21 protein-coding genes are annotated in these 22247 nt (G+C 63.6%); 9 read left to right on the forward strand and 12 right to left on the reverse strand.

Features of this window, described 5'->3' with window-relative positions; genetic code table 11:
• Window positions 1–42: 42 nt before the first annotated feature.
• From ACUXH0_RS19175 to ACUXH0_RS19215, 9 genes are all read left to right on the forward strand, one after another.
• Window positions 43–534, forward strand: a complete 492-nt coding sequence (locus ACUXH0_RS19175; RefSeq protein ID WP_004629738.1) for a diheme cytochrome c — start codon at window positions 43–45, stop codon at window positions 532–534.
• On the forward strand, window positions 506–1237 hold the full coding sequence (locus ACUXH0_RS19180; RefSeq protein WP_024973445.1) for a cytochrome b/b6 domain-containing protein: 732 nt from the start codon (window positions 506–508) through the stop codon (window positions 1235–1237). The genes ACUXH0_RS19175 and ACUXH0_RS19180 overlap by 29 nt, the downstream gene beginning before the upstream one ends.
• 31 nt (window positions 1238–1268) lie before the next feature.
• Complete coding sequence (locus ACUXH0_RS19185) at window positions 1269–1943, forward strand: response regulator transcription factor (protein WP_004629735.1); 675 nt, start codon at window positions 1269–1271, stop codon at window positions 1941–1943.
• Complete coding sequence (locus tag ACUXH0_RS19190; protein ID WP_182594518.1) at window positions 1940–3316, forward strand: ATP-binding protein; 1377 nt, start codon at window positions 1940–1942, stop codon at window positions 3314–3316. Before ACUXH0_RS19185 ends, ACUXH0_RS19190 begins: the two co-directional genes overlap by 4 nt.
• Window positions 3317–3510: 194 nt before the next feature.
• Window positions 3511–4437, forward strand: coding sequence for a cation diffusion facilitator family transporter (locus ACUXH0_RS19195; protein WP_004629731.1), 927 nt, complete (start codon window positions 3511–3513; stop codon window positions 4435–4437).
• A 733-nt stretch (window positions 4438–5170) separates the two neighbouring features.
• A complete protein-coding gene (groES, locus tag ACUXH0_RS19200; RefSeq protein WP_004629730.1) occupies window positions 5171–5461 on the forward strand; it encodes a co-chaperone GroES in 291 nt (96 codons plus the stop codon).
• Between the two features lie 104 nt (window positions 5462–5565).
• A complete protein-coding gene (gene groL, locus ACUXH0_RS19205; protein WP_004629728.1) occupies window positions 5566–7209 on the forward strand; it encodes a chaperonin GroEL in 1644 nt (547 codons plus the stop codon).
• A 230-nt stretch (window positions 7210–7439) separates the two neighbouring features.
• Entirely contained in the window at window positions 7440–8513 is a 1074-nt protein-coding gene (locus ACUXH0_RS19210; RefSeq protein WP_182594519.1) for a YjgN family protein, read from the forward strand.
• Between the two features lie 27 nt (window positions 8514–8540).
• Window positions 8541–9626 carry a M48 family metallopeptidase gene (locus ACUXH0_RS19215; RefSeq protein ID WP_004629725.1) on the forward strand — a complete coding sequence of 362 codons (1086 nt, stop codon included), beginning with the start codon at window positions 8541–8543 and terminating at the stop codon, window positions 9624–9626.
• Window positions 9627–9633: 7 nt separating this feature from the next.
• On the opposite strand, the gene ACUXH0_RS19220 is transcribed toward ACUXH0_RS19215, so the two are convergent.
• The 12 genes from ACUXH0_RS19220 to cpaB all read right to left on the reverse strand — a co-directional run bounded on the left by ACUXH0_RS19220 (window position 9634) and on the right by cpaB (window position 21993).
• Window positions 9634–10062 carry a GtrA family protein gene (locus ACUXH0_RS19220; RefSeq protein WP_182594520.1) on the reverse strand — a complete coding sequence of 143 codons (429 nt, stop codon included), beginning with the start codon at window positions 10060–10062 and terminating at the stop codon, window positions 9634–9636.
• A gap of 20 nt (window positions 10063–10082) precedes the next feature.
• A complete protein-coding gene (locus tag ACUXH0_RS19225; RefSeq protein ID WP_182594521.1) occupies window positions 10083–11156 on the reverse strand; it encodes a glycosyltransferase family 2 protein in 1074 nt (357 codons plus the stop codon).
• A 56-nt stretch (window positions 11157–11212) separates the two neighbouring features.
• Window positions 11213–12523, reverse strand: a complete 1311-nt coding sequence (locus ACUXH0_RS19230; RefSeq protein WP_182594522.1) for a glycosyltransferase family 87 protein — start codon at window positions 12521–12523, stop codon at window positions 11213–11215.
• A gap of 29 nt (window positions 12524–12552) precedes the next feature.
• Window positions 12553–13575, reverse strand: a complete 1023-nt coding sequence (locus ACUXH0_RS19235) for a TadG family pilus assembly protein (protein ID WP_182594523.1) — start codon at window positions 13573–13575, stop codon at window positions 12553–12555.
• Window positions 13576–13606: 31 nt separating this feature from the next.
• Entirely contained in the window at window positions 13607–14053 is a 447-nt protein-coding gene (locus tag ACUXH0_RS19240) for a TadE/TadG family type IV pilus assembly protein (protein ID WP_182594524.1), read from the reverse strand.
• Between the two features lie 45 nt (window positions 14054–14098).
• The gene (locus tag ACUXH0_RS19245) at window positions 14099–15043 is read right to left on the reverse strand and encodes a type II secretion system F family protein (RefSeq protein WP_182594525.1); all 945 of its coding nucleotides are present in this window, start codon (window positions 15041–15043) and stop codon (window positions 14099–14101) included.
• Window positions 15044–15105: 62 nt separating this feature from the next.
• Window positions 15106–16083, reverse strand: a complete 978-nt coding sequence (locus ACUXH0_RS19250; protein ID WP_182594526.1) for a type II secretion system F family protein — start codon at window positions 16081–16083, stop codon at window positions 15106–15108.
• A 12-nt stretch (window positions 16084–16095) separates the two neighbouring features.
• Window positions 16096–17460: a TadA family conjugal transfer-associated ATPase gene (locus ACUXH0_RS19255; RefSeq protein ID WP_182594527.1), complete on the reverse strand. Its 1365-nt coding sequence runs from the start codon at window positions 17458–17460 to the stop codon at window positions 16096–16098.
• Window positions 17461–17495: 35 nt separating this feature from the next.
• Window positions 17496–18689, reverse strand: coding sequence for a CpaE/TadZ family protein (locus tag ACUXH0_RS19260; protein WP_182594528.1), 1194 nt, complete (start codon window positions 18687–18689; stop codon window positions 17496–17498).
• Between the two features lie 81 nt (window positions 18690–18770).
• A complete protein-coding gene (locus tag ACUXH0_RS19265; RefSeq protein WP_182594529.1) occupies window positions 18771–19079 on the reverse strand; it encodes a hypothetical protein in 309 nt (102 codons plus the stop codon).
• A 31-nt stretch (window positions 19080–19110) separates the two neighbouring features.
• Entirely contained in the window at window positions 19111–20988 is a 1878-nt protein-coding gene (locus ACUXH0_RS19270) for a type II and III secretion system protein family protein (RefSeq protein WP_182594530.1), read from the reverse strand.
• 147 nt (window positions 20989–21135) lie between these two features.
• Window positions 21136–21993, reverse strand: a complete 858-nt coding sequence (cpaB, locus tag ACUXH0_RS19275) for a Flp pilus assembly protein CpaB (RefSeq protein WP_182594531.1) — start codon at window positions 21991–21993, stop codon at window positions 21136–21138.
• Between the last annotated feature and the right edge of the window lie 254 nt (window positions 21994–22247).

Consider the following 22247-nt stretch of genomic DNA (forward strand, 5'->3'; position numbering starts at 1 on the left):
CCAGCAACCCGTTCAATTCCTGACCTGATGCGGAGTATCCAAATGTCTGGCCGTTTCGTTGTTACAGGCCGAGCTGCACGCGCTTGCCTGGCAATCGCGGGCCTCGGGCTGTCGTTTCTTGCCGCCGCCGAAGAGGGGCCTGGCATGCGCGCTGCACCGCTGCTGCCCAAGTATCGGCAGGAATGCGCGTCTTGCCATATCGCCTATCCGCCCGGAGCGCTACCCGCCAGTTCCTGGCAGCGCATTCTGGGCAACCTGCAGCACCACTACGGGACGGATGCTTCGTTGGACCCCGCCACCGTCAAGCAACTCGATCAGTGGCTCACGGCCAACGCGGCGGATCGCTCAAGGTCAATACCCCCGCCGCCCGAGGACCGGATCACCCGATCGGCGTGGTTCGCCCGCACCCACGACGAAGTGCCGGCTGCAGTGTGGCGCCGGCCTGCCATCAAGAGCGCCTCGAACTGCGCTGCCTGCCATACCAAGGCGGATCAAGGCGACTTCAATGAACACAATGTCCGCATCCCGCGCTGAAGCCATGAAAACCGATTCCATCACCCGCCGCATCCTGGTTTGGGATGCGCCGACCCGCCTCTTTCACTGGCTGCTGGCGCTGAGCTTCCTGGGTGCCTACTTGACCGCGGAAAGTGAGCAGTGGCGCCTTGTCCACATCACACTCGGATACACGATGGCGGCGCTGGTCGGCTTTCGACTGGTGTGGGGCATAGTGGGCACGCGATACGCTAGGTTTTCCAGCTTCGTACGGTCCCCCGCTGCCGCACTCCGCTATTTGACCAGCATCATGCGCGGGCGGCCGGAGCACCATATTGGCCACAACCCCGCTGGTGCGCTTGCTATCATCGCCTTGCTGCTGATGGCGTGCGGCCTGGCAGGAACGGGCTGGGCCACCTACAACGATGTCGGCGGTGACTGGCTCGGCGAACTGCACGAGGGCTTCGCCAACGCAATGCTTGCACTGGTGGGCATTCATGTTCTCGCCGTCTTTGCCAGCAGTTGGCTGCACCGTGAGAATCTGGTTGGCGCGATGATCAGCGGACGCAAGACCGGCCTGCCGAACGAGGGCATCCGCCGTGCGTGGTCGAGTGTCGCGGGCCTGATGTTGGTGGCTGTGCTGGGCTTCTGGTGGATGCAGTGGCAGTCCGCGCCGCCGGCCGGGGTCACTGACCGTCCCGCGGCCTCCGCGAAGCATCACGACGCCGACCGCGACGACTATTGATCCAAACCGGTACCGAGCGGAGATCTCATCCGTGCGCATCCTGCTTGTCGAAGACGACCCCCTGCTCGGAGACGGCATTCGTGCGGGCCTGCAGCAGCAGGGCTTCCAGGTCGATTGGGTGCGCGACGGCGAGGCAGCGTGGCGGGAGTTGCGCACGGACGCCTACGTCGCCGCAATACTCGACCTTGGGCTGCCCCGCATGGACGGCGTGGACGTGCTGCGAAAGGTGCGTGGCGCAGGCATTGCGGTCCCCATCCTGGTGTTGACCGCGCGCGACGCGATACCAGATCGCGTGCGCGGTCTCGATCTCGGCGCCGATGATTACATCGTCAAGCCCATTGATCTGCACGAACTCAGCGCGAGACTGCGCGCGCTGGTGCGCCGCGCGCATGGTCATCCCACGGAGCAGTTGCGGGCGCGCGGTATTGTTCTTGAGCCGGCGTCACGCACGGTCTTCTGCAACGGTCGAGCCGTCGCACTGTCGACGCGGGAATTTGACCTGCTGCATGCCTTGATGCTGAACGCGGGGCGCGTGCTGTCACGTGAGCAGCTCGAGCAGTGCCTATACCCCTGGGGGCAGGAAGTCGGAAGCAACTCCGTGGAGGTGCATATCCATCATCTGCGCGTCAAACTTGGCAGCGACCTCATCGTGACCGTGCGCGGCGTCGGCTATATGCTGCCGCGTGACAATGCCGAAGCGCCATGACGCGACCGCGCTCGCTCCAAGGTCGGCTGCTGTTGTTGGTGCTTGGCGCCGTCGCCGGCCTATGGCTCATCACCGCATTGATCACGTGGTACGACGCCCAGGACGAGATCGATCAACTGCTGGACAGTCATCTAGCGCAAGCTGGTGCGCTACTGGTCATGCAGCACGCACAGGCCGTCGACGAGGACGATGAGCCGAGTCACGACCTGCCTGTCCAGCATCGTTACGCGCCCAAAGTCGCCTTTCAGGTCTTTCACGAAGGGAAGCTGGGCATCCACTCGGCCAACGCGCCGAACCAGCCGATGGTTGCGCCAGGCGAGCGCAGTGCGTCCGGATTCTCTACGGTGCAAATCGGAGGCAATGCTTGGCGTGTCTTTGTAGCGCAGGGGGTCTACAAGGACATCCAGGTCTACGTTGGCGAGCGCATCGACTCGCGCACCGCAATCCTGTCCGCCCTCTTGCGCAACATGCTGTGGCCGATGGCGTTGGCGTTGCCGTTACTCGCCTTGGCCGTCTGGTGGGCGGTCAAGCGCGGGATGCTGCCGCTGCGCAGATTGGGTAACGCGCTTGCCGAGCGTGACCCGCGAGCACTCGATCCGGTCCGGATGCCCCATGCGCCGGTTGAGATGACGCCCATGCTCGACGCGCTCAACGCGCTCTTTGCCCGCATTCAGACCATGCTCGACGCCGAGCGCCGCTTCACTGCCGACGCCGCCCACGAATTGCGCACGCCGATTGCCGCAATCAAGGCCCAGGCCCAGGTGGCAATGGCCGCCGAAGAGGACGCCATGCGTCGCCACGCCTTGGTGGGAACGTTGGAAGGATGCGATCGCGCTGCCCATCTGGTCGACCAATTGCTGTTGCTTTCGCGTCTGGAAGCGAACGCCGGCATTTCGATTGAACCGATCGACCTTGGTGCGCTGGCTAGACAAGTGATGGCAGACATTGCGCCAATAGCCTTCGGCAAGAAACAGCGCATCGCACTAGAGAATCCGGAGCGCTGCATGGTCGCGGGCAACAGGGCGTTACTGGCCTCACTTGTTCGCAACCTGATCGACAACGCCATACGCTACAGCCCCGCCGAGGCACAAATCGTCGTGACGGTCGCGCACCGTAACGGAAGTGCCGCGCTTTGTGTGGAAGACAGCGGCCCCGGGCTCCCCGCCGCCGAACAGCACCGACTTGGCGAGCGCTTTTTCCGTGTCGAGGGAACGGACCAGAGTGGTAGCGGCCTTGGATGGTCGATCGTGCGCCGGATCGCGGCGGTTCACGGTGCAAGCGTAACGGTTGACCGCTCGCCGGGTCTCGGGGGATTGCGCGTCGACGTTATCTGGTCGAACCTCACATCCAGTGGGTCCGGAACCCACCAATAGGTCATGCGCGACTTCATCCCTTCATTGAAGTCATGAAGAATACGAGCCAGCGGTGCGACTCGGGGAGCGTCCCGATGTGGAAAACGGCTCCGGTCTCTCTCATGCGCAATCGCTTGGCAGCGGGGCTGCGCCATTGACCGCGCGCCGCTGCTCAACCTGGAACCCCATCCCCACGTTCACTGCTCGGACAATCCATGCAACAGATAAAAGAAATCGATCTTGAGATCGCCGCCGATTCCGAAGACAGCATGGCCAAGCAGGCCGCTGCGCGGCGCAGCACCCTTGTGAGCGTCGCCGTCAATCTTGGATTGACGATAGCGCAGGTAGCGGCTGGCATGCTGGCCGGCTCGCAGGCGCTGATCGCCGACGCCATCCACTCCTTGTCCGACCTGATCTCGGACTTCGTGGTGCTATTTGCTAGCCACCATAGCCAGAAAGGGCCGGATCAGACACACCACTATGGCCACCAGCGCTTCGAAAATGCCGCTTCGCTCGTGCTCGGTCTGCTCCTGCTGGCAGTGGGCGTGGGCATGCTCTGGAACGCGGTACTCAAGCTGGAGCACGCCGAGGCTATCCAGCCGGTGCGGCTTATTGGCCTATGGGTCGCGCTGGGCGCTCTGGCCGCCAAAGAATTGTTGTTCCGCTACATGCTGGCGGTGGCAGAAAGGGTGCGTTCGAGCATGCTGGTCGCCAACGCCTGGCATGCCCGTTCCGATGCCGCATCGTCGCTGGTGGTGGCGCTTGGCATCGTAGGCAACGTGCTCGGGTACCGTCTGCTCGATCCAGTGGCGGCGCTTGTCGTGGGCCTGATGGTGACACGCATGGGCTGGCAGTTCGGCTGGGAAGCCCTGCACGATCTGATGGATCGTGCCGTTGATGAGGAGACCGTGGAGGCGATCCACCAGGTCATGCTCGCGACGACGGGCGTACTCGGCGTACACGACGTCAAGACACGCCGTATGGGCGACATGATTCTGGTGGATGCACACCTCGAAGTTGATGCGCGCGTCAGTGTGCGCGAGGGCCACGACATCGCACTGGAGGCTCGCCGCCGCGTGATGGAGCGACGCGACGTGCTCAATTTAATGACGCACGTGGATCCGGTCGATGTGCCCCTCTAGTCGCAGCCTTGCTCCACGTCTTCCTAAAGTGGAGCGAGTATCCGGATGCCTTCTTGTGCCTGCACGCCTCTGCATACTCGGGACACTGGCAAGCTGAGTGGATTGTTCTAGGTCGAGAACTCGAGTGGGGCCGCGTTCAATGTGGCAAGCAGCCGTTGAAGGTGCGATATCAAGAGGGGTACGACCACGAGTACTACATCGTATCTTCCCTGATCGACGGCCATCTAAAGGTCCATGCCAAGGCGTTCTTGAGGCTGGAGATCCTTGCGGGGCGCTGATTCCCCTTGGCCACCAGAGGCTCGCCCGCATGCTGTGCCTCGGCAATTGCTTCTTGTAGGTGACGAAGCCTATCGGAATGTCTTGCAGGGAGAAGAGCGGAGTTTAGTGCGGCAAGGCCCCGCAGTCTGCCGCGTGAGACACAATCAATGGTGCTCTCTCTGGCGCGCGTCTTGTGTGCTAACTAACTGAAATATAAGGATTTTCCTATTTTCGGCATGCCGTGCTGCGTCAGAGAGTTCCACATTGAGTGACCAAAGTTCCAGATTCATGAATCTCGACATCGACAACAACTTCCGCTACGCCCGTTCTTGAAATCGTAATACCCCGTCCCTATAATTAGCACTCGCCGGGCAGGAGTGCTAACAAAACCTCCGGTCCCCGATGCTTTCCCGATGCGCCGCGCTCTGCGGCGCGTTTTGTGAATAAACACTCACTTTGCATTGAGGAGTTGTGTATGAACCTGCGTCCTTTGCACGACCGCGTGATCGTGAAGCGCCTGGACAACGAAACGAAGACCGCTTCGGGCATCGTCATCCCTGACGCCGCCGCTGAAAAGCCGGATCAAGGCGAAGTGCTGGCCGTCGGCCCGGGCAAGAAAGACGACAAGGGCAATGCGATCGCGCTGGACGTAAAGGTCGGCGACCGCGTGCTGTTCGGCAAGTACGCCGGCCAGGGCGTCAAGGTGGATGGTCAGGAAGTCCTGGTCATGCGCGAAGAAGACATCATGGCAGTGGTGGCGAAGTAAGCGGGCGCTCAGTCGCATTGGCTTACCAGTAAGCCATTCCTCATTGTCTGCCCCGCGGATTCCCCCGGCGCAGGCAACATCCAAAGATTTCGGAGATTCTCAAGATGGCAGCTAAAGACGTAGTGTTCGGCGACGCCGCACGTGCCAAGATGGTCGAAGGCGTGAACATTCTCGCCAACGCAGTGAAGGTGACCCTGGGCCCGAAGGGCCGTAACGTGGTGCTGGAGCGCAGCTTCGGTGGCCCGACCGTGACCAAGGACGGTGTGTCGGTCGCCAAGGAAATCGAGCTGAAGGACAAGCTGCAGAACATGGGCGCGCAAATGGTCAAGGAAGTGGCTTCCAAGACCAGCGACAATGCCGGTGACGGCACCACCACCGCAACGGTGCTGGCCCAGTCGATCGTGCGCGAAGGCATGAAGTACGTTGCCGCCGGCATGAACCCGATGGACCTGAAGCGCGGCATCGACAAGGCTGTCGGCGCTGCCGTCGAAGAGCTGAAGAAGATCAGCAAGCCGACGACCACCAGCAAGGAAATCGCTCAGGTTGGCGCCATCTCGGCCAACAGCGACGAATCCATCGGCCAGCGCATCGCTGAAGCCATGGACAAGGTCGGCAAGGAAGGCGTGATCACGGTGGAAGACGGCAAGTCGCTGGCCGACGAGCTGGACGTCGTGGAAGGCATGCAGTTCGACCGCGGCTACCTGTCGCCGTACTTCATCAACAACCCGGAAAAGCAAGTTGTCCAGCTGGACAACCCGTTCGTGCTGCTGTTCGACAAGAAGGTCAGCAACATCCGCGACCTGCTGCCGATCCTGGAGCAAGTGGCCAAGGCTGGCCGTCCGCTGCTGATCATCGCTGAAGACGTTGAAGGCGAAGCCCTGGCAACGCTGGTGGTCAACAACATCCGTGGCATCCTGAAGACCGCCGCCGTGAAGGCTCCGGGCTTTGGCGACCGCCGCAAGGCCATGCTGGAAGACATCGCCATCCTGACGGGCGGCCAAGTCATCGCTGAAGAAGTCGGCCTGACGCTGGAAAAGGCAACCCTGAACGACCTGGGCCAAGCCAAGCGCGTTGAAATCGGCAAGGAAAACACCACGATCATCGATGGCGCAGGCGATGCCCGCAACATCGAAGCCCGCGTGAAGCAAGTGCGTGCCCAGATCGAAGAAGCGACCTCGGACTACGACCGTGAAAAGCTGCAAGAGCGCGTGGCTAAGCTGGCCGGCGGTGTTGCCGTGATCAAGGTTGGCGCTGCCACCGAAGTCGAAATGAAGGAAAAGAAGGCCCGCGTGGAAGATGCTCTGCACGCAACGCGCGCTGCCGTGGAAGAAGGCATTGTGGCTGGTGGCGGTGTTGCACTGCTGCGTGCCCGTGCGCTGATCTCCGGCCTGAAGGGTGCCAACGCTGACCAGGACGCCGGTATCAAGATCGTGCTGCGCGCCATGGAAGAGCCGCTGCGCCAGATCGTCACCAACGCTGGCGACGAGGCTTCGGTGGTGGTGGCCAACGTCATCGCCGGCCAGGGCAACTACGGCTACAACGCCTCGACCGGCGAGTACGGTGACCTGGTGGAAATGGGCGTGCTGGACCCGACCAAGGTGACCCGCACCGCGCTGCAGAACGCTGCTTCGGTCGCTTCGCTGATGCTGACGACGGACTGCGCCGTGGCAGAACTGCCGAAGGACGATGCTGCTCCGGCAATGCCGGGCGGCATGGGTGGCATGGGCGGCATGGACGGCATGATGTAATTTGCCGTACCGGTCCTGGCCCGGCCATCCTTCGGGATGGCTGTTCCAAACAAAAAACCCCGTGGGTGCGAGCCTGCGGGGTTTTTTGTTGGTCGCTTTGTTAAGACGGTGTTAACGCTGCAAGGCAGTGGGCTTCGCTACAATCGGCCCACCCGCGAGCCTCAGCGTCGTCACGTATCGATGAGCGTCCTGAAGCGGGGCACGATAACAACTCAGGGAAGGGAAAACAGATGAACGACATCGCACGCGAGTCCGTCCTGGGCAGCGCCCCCGCTCCAGCTGCGCCGCAACCCTTGCGGCTGCGCTTTATTGGCAGCGGCTCGGAATACTTCCGCATCTGGATCGTCAACCTGCTGCTGATCATCGTCACGCTGGGCATCTACTCGGCCTGGGCGAAGGTCCGCACGCTTCAGTATTTCTATCGCAACACCCAACTGGCGGGGTCCAGCTTCGATTATCACGGCAGCCCGATCGCCATTCTCAAAGGCCGCGCGATCATTTTCGTGCTGGCGTTTGCATTCAACCTCCTTGGTCATTCGTCGCCGCTGTTGGGGCTGGCACTGCTTATCGTGATGGCCGCCGCGTTTCCGTGGCTGCTCGTGCGCTCGCTACGTTTCCGCATGGCCAATTCCAGCTACCGCGGCTTGCGCTTCGCCTTTACGGGCAAGGATGCCGAGGGCTACATGGTGTTTCTGGTGTGGCCGATCCTCAGCGTGCTCTCGCTGTACCTGCTCGCACCGCTGGCGCACCAGCGCTTCAAGCGTTTCCAGCACAAGAACACGCGCTTCGGTACCGCGCAGTTCGATTTTTCCGGCACGCCGGGCAACTTTTATGGCGTGTATCTGCGCACCTTCGGGCTGGCGATACTGGCGCTCGTGGTGGCCTCTTGTCTCGCGTTGCTACTGGGTGTGTCGTTGCACCGTGCGCCGGGAGTGGGCCAGATCTTCGGCTTCATCCTCATCGGCCTGTTCATGTATGCCGCGATGCTGTTCCTGACGCCTTATTTCCTGTCGCGCCTGCAGAACGTGGTGTGGAACCACACCACGCTGGGCGCGCATCGCTTCCAGAGCCAGGTGGGTGCGGGCAAGCTGTTCTGGATTTTCGTGTCCAATGCGGTGCTGATCCTGATCACCATCGGCTTGTTCACGCCGTTCGCACGCGTGCGCACGGCACGCTACAAGCTCGACTCGGTGACGATGATCGCGGCCGGTTCGCTAGATACCTTCGTTGCCGGCGAAACCACCAACGTAGGCGCGCTGGGCGACGCCACAGTGGACTGGTACGACATCGATATCGCGCTGTAAACGCGCTGCAAGGCAGGGGCACCCGCCGTGATTCTCGCGACCTACTTCGACGGCCGTACCTCGCGCGCGCAACCCGTGCGTCTTGCTGTCGAGGCGGGCGAGGCGGTGCTGTTCGAGCCCGAGGGCACGGTGCTGCGCCGCGCGCCGCTCGCTACGCTGCGGGTGTCGGAGCGCGTCAAGCATGCACCGCGCTTGATCACCTTCGAAGACGGCGCGTTTTGCGAGATCACCGACCCGGCGGAGCAGACGTCGCTGAATGCGCTGCTGCATCGCACCGGCTATCGCGAAGGCTGGGTCGTGCGGGCGCAGAACAGCTGGAAGCTGGCGCTGGGCTCGCTGCTGGCCATGGTGGTGGTGCTGGCGCTGGGGTATCGCTACGGCTTGCCCTGGGGCGCCAAGGTGATGGCCGGCATGGTGCCGCAGCGTGCGGAAGCGCAACTCGGGCGCAGCACGCTCAAAGCAATGGACGAGCGCTGGTTGCGGCCCAGCAAGCTGCCAGCCGCGCTGCAGGACCGCATCCGCGCACGCTTTGCAGCACTGCACAAGCCGCCGCAGGCCACGCACACGTATCACATCGTGTTTCGGGACGCCGACATCGGCGCCAATGCCTTTGCGCTGCCCGGCGGCGATATCGTCGTGACCGACGCGCTGGTCAAGCTGGTGGGTGAGGGCGATGGTCTGACGGGTGTGCTGGCGCACGAGGCGGGTCACGTTGAATATCGCCATGGGCTGCGGCAGGTGATTCAGTCATCGGCCATTGGGGCAACGGCGGCGCTGCTGTTTGGCGATGTCTCGACGATTCTGTCGGGCGTGCCGGCGGCGCTGCTGACACTGCGCTATTCACGCGACTACGAGCGCGATGCCGACCGCTATGCCGCGTTGCTGCTGCAGGAGAACGGCTTATCCGTTGCCGCATTTGCCGACGTGCTGCAGGCGCTGGAAGACACGCATGGCGGCACGCGCAAGGCAGATGCCGCCAAGAAGACCGATGCCGCCAGCGATGACGATGCAGCGGCGTTCTTCTCGTCTCATCCGCTGACGCGCGAACGCATCGACACGCTGCGCCGTTTTGACCGCACGCACGGCGGCAGTGACAACAACGACGCGGACTGACGCGGCATCAGCGGAATGTCCAGAACCGGTGCAGTACGAAAGTGAGCGGTGGCACCGTCGACAGGATGCCTGCCAGACCGATCCAATAGCTCAAGCCCAGCGTCTGGGCGATCCACGAAATCATGAGCGTCAGCGCCAGGCCCAGCAGCGAGACGGCGTAGAAGCGCAGGAAGTTCGCGCGCCCCGGCTTGGCTGAGAAGCTCCACAGCGCGTTGAGCAGATACGAGCACACATTGGCGCAGACAAATGCCGCGCCATTGGCCTCCACCTGAGAGGCCGAGACGCTGCTGATGAGGGCAGTGGCAATCGCCACATGCACGCCGGTGGCCACCACACCCGAGACCCCGAAGCGGAACACGCGGACCAGCAGCATGCGATCCGGCAGCGGCAGCGCGGTTGCCAATGCGTTCATGACGCTCGATTCAGCGTGTCGCATGATGCGTCTCCGGTTGGTGTTTAGCGTCGTGCTGCTTGACTGCGCTGGCGTTCTCCCTGCGGCTGGCGCGGTCGGGCGCTGGCAATCGGAATCACCTGACGGTTGTTGCTGCCCTGCACGCGGCTGCGTGGACGGCGCTCCTGATAGCGGCGCTTGACGAGGTAGATGGGTCGGCCCTTGGCCTCGTCATAGATGCGGCCAACGTATTCGCCGATCATCCCCAGGCCGATCATCTGCAGCCCACCGAAGAACAGCATCAGCGACAGCTCCGAGGCGTAGCCCGGTACGACCACGCCGAAGATCATCGTGCGCAGGATGATGAACGCGCCATAGCAGAACGCCAGCGCGGCAACGAGCGCGCCCAGGTACGTCCAACTGCGCAACGGCAGCGTGCTGAAGCTTGTGATGCCTTCCAGCGCGAAGTTCCACAGCCGCCAGCCGGAAAACTTGGACGTGCCCGCGCTGCGTTTCTCACGCTCGTACTGCACGATCACCGTGCTGAAACCGACCCATGCAAATAGGCCCTTCATGAAGCGGTGCCGCTCCGGCAGTTGCTTGAGTGCGTTCACCACGGCGCGGTCCATCAGGCGGAAATCGCCCACGTTCTCGGGCAGTTTCAGGTCGGACAGCCGATTGTGGATGCGGTAATAGGCGGCAGCCGTCACGCGCTTGAGAAACGAGTCGCATGCGCGGTTGGCGCGCTGTGCGAGCACGACTTCAGCGCCCTTGCGCCAGTGCGCGACCAGCGTAGGAATCAACTCCGGCGGGTCCTGCAGGTCGGCATCGATGGGGATGACGGCATCGCCCAGTGCCTCGTCCAGGCCAGCGGTGAGCGCGGCTTCCTTGCCGAAATTGCGGGTCAGGTCGACCACGCGGACGCGCGGGTCCGCATGCGATACGGCAACGAGCTTGGCGAGTGTGTCGTCGGCGCTGCCGTCGTTTACGCACACGATCTCGAACTGCATGCCATCGATCGATTCGAGGATCGGGACCACGCGGGCGAAGAACAGATGCAGCGCTTCGCCTTCGTTGTAGAACGGCGCGACGAGGGAAAGCAGTGGCGCGTCGTGTGGGTCTTGATGATTCGGCTGCATGGCTTCCCCCAAAACTTTGATGACGATGTGCAGACCTATGGCTGGTCTGTCGATGGTTATGCGGTAGTGCGTGCGCTCGCCGCTGCCGGCATGCTTGTCGCAGCCGGCAGGCCGGACTTGGGGCTGGTGGCGGTGTGCACGCGCGGGTGCGTGAGCGTGCGGTGGACGATCATTGCCATCATCGCCACCAGGAAGAACGGCCCCACTTGTGGCAGGTGAAAGAGCGGATTGGTGAACTCGAACACCGGCAACAGCCATGCCGCAACCAGCAGCCCGCGCTCCGTGCTCGACAGCCCGAAGCGGATGCCGTGGCTGACGTAGCCCGCAATCGCCACGACGAGCCAGGTCAGCTCATACGCACGCACGTACGGCGAGATCAGCAGCGTAGCGGTTGCCAGCGCAGCAATACGCAGCCCCGTATCGGTCGTGCGGCGCCATACGGTGGCGGTGGCAAGCAGCGCCAGCACGGCCACCGACACCTGAATCGCATAAGCCAGCTTGATACCGATGCCCGCTGCGCGCGCCGCCGCGAGGAACGTGGGCATGACATACCACGACGTGCCGCCGTGTTCGACCAGGTTGGTCTCTGCCCAGTGCGCGCTCTGGAAGAAGGCGGGCACGGTGTCCCAGCCGCAGACGGTAATGCTGATGGCGCTGAACAGCACGGCGGTGACTGCCGCGCTTGCCATCGTCTTCCATGCACGGGTGACGAGCAGCACCACCGGAAACAGCAGCGCCAGTTGCGGCTTGATGGCCAGCAGGCCAATGGCCACGCCGGCCAGCACGGGCCGCTTGTCGATCCATGCCACAGCCGTGGCGGCCAGCCCCGCGGTGAGCATGGAGTTCTGCCCCATCAGCACCGTCACGAACACGGCCGGCGAGCTGGCCACCGACATCCACGTGTGCAGGCGCGCGTCCACCTTGTCACCAAGGAGCCTGGTGGTGGCCCTCACATAGAACCAACCGGTGGCCAGCATGAACAGCAGATAACTCGGCCACAGCGGCAACAGCGACAAGGGCAGCACCACCAGCAGAAAGGTCGGCGGATAGAGCCAAGGCAGGATGCGCTCGCTGCCGGCTTCCAGCGTGCCGTACTGGTTAATTACCACCATGATCTTGTCGATGTCGTAGGCGTGCAGCGGCTGCTCGTGCAAGGCGATGTGCGACGCGCTCCAGAACACCGAGAAGTCCGACGCCGGGCCGGTGATGCGCGTATCCGTGAAGCCGTTCGTCACCCAGGCGCCCAGCGCGAAGATCAGCACGAACACCGCCAGCATCAGCTTGCTGCCCTTGCGCACCGTGTTGGCGTTTATCCAGTGGCGATCGGCCATCGGCTGCTCGTGTTCCGGTTGTGACGACTGGTCCATGGCGCTTTCCTCGTGGATGGTCTGCGTGCCTAGTTCGCGAGGCGCGGTGGCACATAAGCGCCGTAGTTGGTGCCGGAACCGCCGCCGCTGACTTTCGTGTTGGTGGTGAAGTTGCCCTCGATGTAGGAATGCGACCCATTGGTGACGATCTTCGTGATCGTGAAGCCGGCAAATGCAACCACGGGTGAACTCGATCCAGGGACGACGTTGGCCACCACAGGCATCGTCACGGTGTATGGAAGGGATGGGATCGCGTGGTAGACGCTGGTCTTCACGCCGGTGGAGATGTTGATGGTGTCCCCAACGTTGATAGTGGTCGGGTTGCCGCTGCTGACCAGACCCTTCTCCGTATTTGCGTCGGTAGGGCCGTTGAAACCCGTCCACTCCCCACTGGCGCAAGTTGGACTGCTTGCCGGATAGCTCGTGTTGATGTCGATGACGTATGGCTTGCCGGTCGACGGATCATTCAGAGGTTGGTTGGTGGTGTAGTTCCAATACAGATCGAACAGGCACTTGTTGAGCGCCACAGGAAACAGCGCCCCCGGGTTGGCCGTGCCCGGCGCCGCAATGACAGCGACTGCCGTGGCACGGATGTCCGCCGTGCCGCCTCCAAACACCCATGTCAGCCAGCCTTTGACGGCGCCACCGTTGACACCCGAGGCGCGCGTAATGGTGACTTGCACGCCCGGCACATCGTTCTTCCCCGGTGAGATGGTCTGCGCCTGCATGCCGGCTGGGCTGCCGGTCAGGTTCCAATAGCCGGCTGTGACGGTGCCGGTGGCGAGGGTCTTGCCGTCGGAAGCATTGAGCGTGACCGCGTTGGTGCCCTTGGAGACGGCGTTGCTCCACTGCGGCGTAGGGCTGATCGGGTTCAGCCCCGCCGCGCCTGCCAGGGCGGCAGCGTCCGCGGCGTTCTGCAGCTCATTGCGCACGACATACAAGTGCGCCACGTCGACGGCGATGGCACCGATCGACAGGAAGACAACCAGCAACATCGGGGCGATCATTCCGACCGCGCCGCGTTGCCGTAGAGAGAGGGCTTGCTGGGTCATGGCATACCTCGCACAGTGCAGGAGCTGCGGGTTACTCGCAGAGCATGGTGGTCTGCGCGCTCATCGCCAGGGATCCTGTGAACGGCGCCAGCTTGCCGAGCACGAGGCCGGTGAACGTGTACGACACCGTGACGGTGAGTGGGTTACCGGTGGCCGAGCACGTGGTGACCGAGCCAACCGTGCAATTGGCCGCCGCGCCGAAGGTCACGAGCCGGTTCTGGCAGTAGTTGGTCGCCACGCTCTGTATCTTGGTGCTGGTCGGCACCGGCGAGCTGAAGACTACGCCCGCTCGTGCTGCCTCGCGGCTTGCATTGGTGATGACGGCCTTGTCGTACCACGCCGCGCCAAATTCGACGATGCCGAACACGACCAGCAGCAGGATCGGAAAGACCAGGGCGAATTCGACACCGGCGGCGCCGCGCATCTTGCGCGTGCGGGCAGGGCGGTGCGCGGTACGTTGGGAGGCTCGGGAGCGCATGATGGTCTCCTTGACGCGATGGCGGGTCGGCTGTTTGACTTCGACTTACTGTTGTGCCGCGACCGAGCGCAGTGCGCCGATCACCTGGATGGCTGCCGGGCCCAGCAGCACGACAAACAGCGACGGGAAGATGCAGAAGATCAGCGGGAACAGAATCTTGGTGCCGATCTTGGCGGCGCGCTCCTCGGCAAGCATGTGCCGCTTGGTGCGCAGCATGTCCGAATGCACGCGCAGTGATTCCGCCACGCTGGTGCCGAATCGATCGGCCTGGATCAGCATGGCCACCAGCATGCTCACGTCTTCCACGCCGGTGCGGGCGGCCAGGTTGCGCAGGGCTTTCTCACGTGCGAGACCGGCCCGCAGTTCGAGTGTCAGAAGTTCGTACTCTTCGGCCAGCGCGGGGCGCGCGGTGCGCATTTCTTCCACCACGCGCAGGACGGCGGCGTCCAGCCCGAGGCCAGCTTCCACGCACACCATGATGAGGTCAAGGCTGTCCGGAAACGCTTCGAAGATGTCACGCTGGCGGCGGCGGATCTTCGCGCGCAGCACGATGTTCGGCAAATAGAAGCCCAGCAGCGCGGCACCGAACAGCACGCTGAGGAATTCGTTCTGATGGTTGGCATCGAACCGGCCCAGCAGCGCCATCGACAGCAACAGCGGCAGCCCGATCGCCAGCAGCGTCTTGATGCCGAAGTAGATGGCGGGTGCGTCCGGCGAGCGCCAGCCGGCATGCACAAAGCGCGTGCGCAGGTCCGAAGCGTCCCAGCCGTCCTTGGGCAGCGAAGCCTTGGCCAGCGGCTTGGCGATCTGGCTGATCTTGTGCAGCCAGTCGTTGGAAGTGTCCTGGGACACGAGGCTGGGCGCTTCACGATCGATTTGCCCGAGACGCCGCTGCAGCGCACTCGGTCGCAGCACATTGAGCGCCACCAGTACCGCGCCAAAGACGATGATGAACGTGCCGCCAAGCAAGACTGTCTGTGCGATCTGCATGTCCGTTCAGGGTTGCCCCCGCCTCCGAATTCCGTTCTTTGCGCTATGGCGCTGATGTCGCGTCAAATGTGGATGCGTACGATCTGGCGGATCCACAAGACGCCCAAGCAGGTCATCACAATGGCGGTCCACATCATTTGAATACCGGTCGGGTCTTTCCACAGCGTGGACATCAATTCCGGGTTCAATTGGTAGACCACTACCGCCATGCCCGGCGGCAGCGCCGTCAGGATCCAGCCGCCGAGCCGGCCCTCTGCCGAGAGCACGCGTACCTTGTCGAGCAATTGCAGACGCTTGCGGATGAGCGAGCCCACGTTGTCCAGAATCTCGGCCAGGTTGCCGCCAGATTCGCGCTGGATGAGGATGGCGATCACCAGGTAGCGCAGGTCGTCTACCGGCACGCGGTCGATCAGGCCGGCGAGTGCATCGTTCAACGAGACGCCGTAGTTGATCTGGCTGAACACCATCGCAAGCTCGGCACCGATCGGCTGCGGCAGTTCATCGCCCGCCATCTCGAGCGCGCTCGGCAGCGAGTGGCCGGCACGCAGGGCACGGCTGATCAGGTCGGTGGCTTCCGGCAGCTGCGCTTCGAGCTTCATCAGCCGGCGCGTGCGTCGATGCAGCACATAGAACAGCGGCAGCGAGGCACCCGCAGCGGCCAGCGCAACCGATGCAACCCATGGCGGATTGAGCGGTGAGATGCCGATGACCACCGCTACTGGCGCGATCAGGGTGAACACCAGAAACCGCGCGACCGACCAATCGAGCCCCGATTGCAGCAACAGCAGGTCGAGCCGATTGACGCGCGGCAGCTTGCCCAGCAGCGCCGCCACCTCCTGCGACTCCGCCAGCACGCGCTGCTTGAGGATGCTCTCGTCGGCGCCATGCCGTGCGCTGCTGAGCAAGGCCATCTTCAGCCGCTGGCTCAGGCGCTTGGCGGTCTGGCTGTGGCGGCTGTCCCACCACAGATACGTACCCGATACGCCCAGCACAATGGCCACGAAAACCGAGAGCGTGAAACCGATCACCATGGTGTCCATGTCGGTTCTCCTTTAGACCTCGTATTGCACTGAGGGGTCGTACAGCGTTTCGGGCAGATGGATGCCGAAGGCCTGCAGACGTTCCGAAAACTTGGGCCGCACGCCCGTCGCGCAGAAGTGGCCCTTGATACGGCCGTCGGAATCGACGCCCTTGCGGCGGAAGGTGAAGATCTCCTGCATGTTCACGACTTCGCCTTCCATGCCGGTGATCTCCTGCACGCTGACGAGCTTGCGATTGCCGTCGGTCAGGCGCGTGACCTGCACCACTACCGTCAGCGCCGAGGTGATCTGCTGGCGCATCGTCTTGGGCGGCAGTTGCAGGCCCGCCATGCTGACCATGTTCTCCAGCCGGGTGAGTGCATCGCGCGGCGTGTTCGCGTGGATCGTGGCCAGCGACCCTTCGTGCCCCGTGTTCATGGCGTGCAGCATGTCGAGCGCTTCGGCACCGCGCACTTCACCGAGGATGATGCGATCGGGCCGCATCCGCAGCGCGTTCTTCACCAGCGAGCGCTGCGTGATCTCGCCGCGGCCTTCGATGTTGGCCGGGCGCGTTTCCAGGCGCAGCACATGATTCTGGCGCAGCTGCAGTTCTGCCGCATCTTCAATGGTGACGATGCGTTCGTTTGCCGGGATGTAGCCCGAAAGGATGTTCAGCAGCGTGGTCTTGCCGCTGCCGGTGCCGCCCGAGATCAGGATGTTCAGCTTGGCCTTGACCATCGCATCGAGCAGTTGCGCCATTTCCGGCGTCATCGTGCGGAAGTTGACCAGATCCTGGATCGTCAGCGGGTTGACTGAGAAACGCCGGATCGACAGCAGCGGCCCGTCGATTGCCGAGGGCGGAATGATCGCGTTGATACGTGAGCCATCGGGCAGCCGCGCATCAACCATCGGGCTGGATTCATCGATGCGGCGGCCGACGCGCGACACCATCTTTTCAATCACGCGCATCAGGTGCGCGTCGTCGTGGAAGGTCACGCTGGTCAGCTCGAGCTTGCCGCGGCGCTCCACGTACACGTACTTGTGTGTGTTGACCAGGATGTCGGAGACGGTCGGGTCGGCCAGCAGCGGTTCGAGCGGGCCGTAGCCGAGCATTTCGTCCTGCACGTCTGAGACAAGGCGGCGGCGTTCGCTCTCATTGAGCTGGTGCTTGCCTTCGTCGATGATTTGCTCGACCAGTTGTGCCAGTTCGCGTTTGATCTGCTCGGGCGTGAGCTGCTGCAGGCGGCTCAGTTCCACGCGCTCGATGATGATCTGGTGCACATCCTGCGCCACCTGCTGATAGGCTGCGCTGGTGTGGCCGTTCGAGCCGTTGGCGTACGCAACGCGCTGCGGTAGTGCCTCGCCGGCTTGCTGAAAGAGTTGTTCTCGCAATGACATGATGGGCTCCACGCGATCGATGGGTTAGGCACGCCTCAGGCACGCACCGGCGCCGGCACTTGGTTGGCATGGCCGAACAGCTTGCGCAGCAGGCCGTCGCGCTGAGGCTGCGTGGTAGGAAAGAGCTGGTGCGCCATGTCCATCAGCGCGCGGCTGATGTGGCTGTTCTCAGCCACGTCGAGCACAGGGCGGCCTTGGTTGACGGAGTCGCGCACGGGGGTCGGGTCATACGGCAGCACATGCGAGACGGGCATGCCGAAGGCACTTTCCATGGTGTTCTGCGTGAATGGCACGCGCTTGTCGTACTGGTTGACGACGAGCTTCAGCCGTTCCGAGCGATAGCCGAGCGAGTGGCAGATATCCATGAGCCGGCGCCCGGCGCGCAGGTAGGCGAGGTTCAGTTGCAGCACGGCGTAAATCACATTGCTGTGGTCCAGCACCAGAATCGACGCCGGGTTGATGTCCTGCCCCAGATCAAACACCACGACGTCGTACATGGATGCAGCCAGCGTCAGCAGGCGTTCCAGATGCATCGCCTTGATCTCGCCGGCCTTGATCGGGTCACCGGCGCCGGCCAGGACATCGAAATCCGCGCTGACGTGCGTCACGCAGGTATCGAGCAGGGCGGCATCCAGCCGGTCGATCTGGTTGCAGACATTTGCCAGCGTTGCCGGCGGGGTCTGGTCGGTCACCAGGAAGGCGGCGTCGCCGTATTGCTGGCACAGATCGACCAGCAGCACATGCTTGCCGTGCCGCGCACTGAGCACGTGGGCAAAGTTGGCGGCGGTGAATGTGGTGCCGCTGCCGCCCTTGCACGACACGAACGACAGCACCTGGCCTTCGTTGCGCGAGCCGGAGAGCGCGTGGCTCGTGCAGCGTTGCAGCTCGTCGCGAAACTCTTGCGCATCGGGTGGCCACGGCAGTACGCACTGCACACCGGCGCGCATGGCACGCATCAGCAGGTCGGCAGACGGGTTCTCCGTCAGCAGCATGCAGAGCGTGTCGGGGCGGTCTGTCGTCAGGCGACGCAGTTGCTGGATGTCGTCGGTGCTGAAGCTGGCCGCTTCCAGGATCAGCAGATCCGCGCCCTGCGCAAGCCCAGGCTGGCCGAGTGCCTTAGCCGGGGCGGCGCACGTGCGCTGGACGACGTGGCTGGTGGCCTGTGCAATCAGCCCTGCGAGGTATTGCAGGTGTGATTCGTCGGCGGATACGAGAGCGATCTTGGCCATGGCCTGGCTCCTGTGAGCGTCTGGTGACGCGCCGCGGGCGGCGGCGCGTTTTCCTCTTTCTACGTTCTTGCGTGTTGCGACCTACCGGCCCTGGGCATCCAGGCTGCTGCCCGAGCCCACTCCTACCGTGAACGCGCTGACATCGGCCTGCGGCTTGACGAACTGCGCGTTGTAGCGGTCCATGGCGGCGGTGGCGGCACGCCCGTCGACGCCGGTCACCGGGTCGGTGTTGGCCGATGCATTCGGGTTCAGCGTCTGCATGGCCTGCACCGAGCGGACGGCTTCACCGAAGTGCTTGTCGTAGAGCGGGGTGGAGGTCATGCACCCGGCCAGGGTGAGAGCGATTGCGCTGCAGAGTCCCGCCCGCGCCAGCTTCGAAGTGATGTTCATGATGCGTCTCCGTGAAGGTTGTGCGGTCGGGTCAGTCGTGAAAGGGCTGTTCGCCCATCGACACGAAACGGCGTGCGGCGGGTGCTGGCGCCATGGCGGCAGGCGCGGGCGGTGTGCCGTTGTCGGCCGGTGCTGCAGGCGCCGTGGAGCCTGCGGGTGTTTGCGCTTCGGCTGCAGCAGGTGCGCTTGCGGTGGGGGCTGGCGCTTGAACAGGTTCGGCTGCAGGCGCTGCTGCGGCAGTTGCCGCTTCGGCAGCCTTCGGTGCCGGCAGTGCGGAAGCCGGTGCTGCCGTGGCGGCCGGTGCCTTGGCCGGCTTGACCTTGTGCCCTTCCATGTTGCCGTTGAGCAGGATCTCGCCGGTGTTGACCTGGCCGAACGTATCGGTCGGCAACGGGTACTCGGCAGGCAGCGGCTTGACCAGGCGCGGGGTGACCACGAACACCAGCTCGGTTTGATCCTGCTGGAAGCTCGTGCTTCGCGCCAGCGCACCGATCACCGGCAGCTCGCCAACACCGGGGATGGCCTTGAGGCTGCCCGTGATGTTGTTCTTGATCAGCCCGCCGATGGCAAAGCTCTGGCCGTCATGCACCTGCAGCGTGGTGGAAGCGCGCCGGGTGGTGATGAGCGGCAGGATCTGCGTGTTGTTGCTGTTGGGCGCAGTGACTGCCACCCCAGTCGGCGACAGCTCGGACACCTCGGGCGACACCTTCAGGTTGATGCGGCCGTTCTCCATCACCGTGGGGGTGAAGCGCAGACCCACGCCAAAGGTTTCTTCCTGCAGGATGACCGTGCTGGTGCCGCCCACAGCGGCACCTTGCGCCACCGGAATGAACACCTTGCCGCCGGCAAGGAAGCTGGCTTCCTGTCCACTGATGGCCATCAGGCTCGGCTCTGCCAGCACCTTCACGAGCCCGTCGCCCTTCTGTGCATCGAGCGCGAACTTGAGAGGCAGACGGTTGTTCTTGCTGAAGTTGACGATGTCGTTCGAGCCCGACAGGAAGTTGGCGAGGGCGCCCACCGACCAGCTGCCGAAGGCACCGGCCACATTGAGTGCCGAGCCCATCTGGTCGATCAGCGTCTTGGAGACTTCCGCCACCTTCACTTCCAGCATCACTTGTTGCGGGGCTTCCACCGCCATCATGTTGATGATGCGCGGGCTCCGCAGCGGTGCGCCGTTCTGCCCGCCGGCATTCATCTGGCCGGCGGCTTGTTGACCACCGCCGCCTTCTTCCCGCACGGGGCCGCGCGCCTGGCGCGTGACAAATGCATTGGCGATGTCGACGATCTTCTGCGCCTGGACCGAATCGCTCACCGTGCCGCCCAGCACGATGCTGTCGGCGGCGGCAGAGACTTCGACGTTCTTTGCGCCCGGCACCAGGCGGCGCAGTGCGGCTTGCAGGCCGGCCGGGTCTGCACCCACCGACACGTCGATCACCGTGCAGGATCCGCTGCGGCCCTGCACGATCATGTTGGTGGAACCGACTTCCAGCCCCAGCACGTACAGCGTTTGCGGCGACACCAGCATCGCCTGCACCACGCGCGGGTTGCCGACGGTGCGGCTGCGTACGGCTTCGGGCAGCTGCACCATCGTCGACTTGCCGATGGGAACGGTCACCTCGCTGTGTTCGCGCATGGCGCCGGTGCAGTTAGGGCCCTTGGGCGCTGCATCGCGGCTGGCTTCAGCGTTGCTTGCGCTGCCGATGGTCAGTTGGATCGGCCCGTTTGCCGACATGCGCATCGGCTTGGCCGGGGCCGCCGCGTTGTTGGTCAGGATGGCAGATTCCACACCGACCTGCGCGTGCGCCGCACCTGCCCAAAGCCCCCCCAACATGGCCACTGCGGCTGCAGTCGCCTTCATGTACGTCCCCATGCAGCGTGTCTCGCCGCGTTGCGTGATGAGTCGGTTCATGGTGATCCCCCAGATTGGTTGTTCTGCAAGACAAGGCCGGTGATGTGTTGCCTGTGACCGTGCCGGGGCCCTCTTCCTGGGGCCTTTGGTCTGTTCTTCCTGTTGTGTTGTTGATCGTTGCCCGTGAGTTGAGTGATTCGCGTCGCTTCAGAAGCACTCGGCGCCGCGATCCACGCCGGCAATCACGCCGATGCAGTTGCCAGGTGCGCGCTGCACTGCGGCCACGCGGCGTACCACCTGCACCGTCTTGGCCACCGGCACCGCCACGGCTGCCGTGATCGCGGGCTCCTTGAGCAGCGTGCTCTTGGTCGCCCCATTGGTATCGGCGGGTTGCGGGTCGACCTGGTTGCGCAGGACCAGCGAGAGCGTGCCCACGCTGCGTGCAAGGTCCAGCTTCTCGGCTTGTTCGGGCGTGACTTCCAGCGTGACGGCGTTCACGACCTTGGGCTTGGTGTCGTCGCGGTTGACCTCTTGCGCGACGGCCAGCACCAGGATCTTTTCCAGCACGATCTTCGAGATCGATTGGTCGGACCGGTCACCCGCCACCGGCTTGCCGTCTTTGCTGTCTTGCAGCGTGTTGACGATGATGTCGACGTAGCTGCCCGGCAGTGCAAAGCCCGCCACGCCCACCACATCATTCACACGCACGGTGATGGCGCGCTTGCCATCGGCAATGACGGCCGACAGACCACCCGCCGTGCCTTGCGGCGTGAGCTTCGATTCCAGCACCGGCTCGCCGCGTGTCAGGCTTGCGCGGACAACGCGGCCGCTCAGGGCTTGCGTGTCGGAGATGGTGCCCGGCGGCAGACTGGCGGTCGGCCAGTCCACCACCTTGATGAAGTCCGGCGACAGGCGCTGGCCGAGGTCGATATCAGCGGCGGCCACGGCCACCTTGGTGATGCCGCTGCTGCTTTGCTGCGTGAGCCAGCGCGAGGCGAAGACCACCGCCGCAAGGCCGGCGATCGTGGCAATCAGCAGCATCGAGAGAATGCGCAGGTTTTTCATTTCCCAACCCCACTCAGATGGTTCTCAATCCCACCGCCACTTGCGACGAACGCACGTGACGGGCATGCACGGCCGGCCAATGCGCCGGTCAGCCGAAGAAGACGGTGACGAGGGAGGTGCGTGCCAGGATGGACGGGGCCCGCAGGCGTGGCGATGGGGCGCCGCACAGGTCCTGGCTTGCCCGATGGTGCGACTGGATTGACGCATGTCACTTCTCCCCGGTCCTGGACCGTTCTTGCGTGGTCCTTGATGCC

This window comes from Ralstonia sp. 110700041-2 (assembly GCF_056280165.1).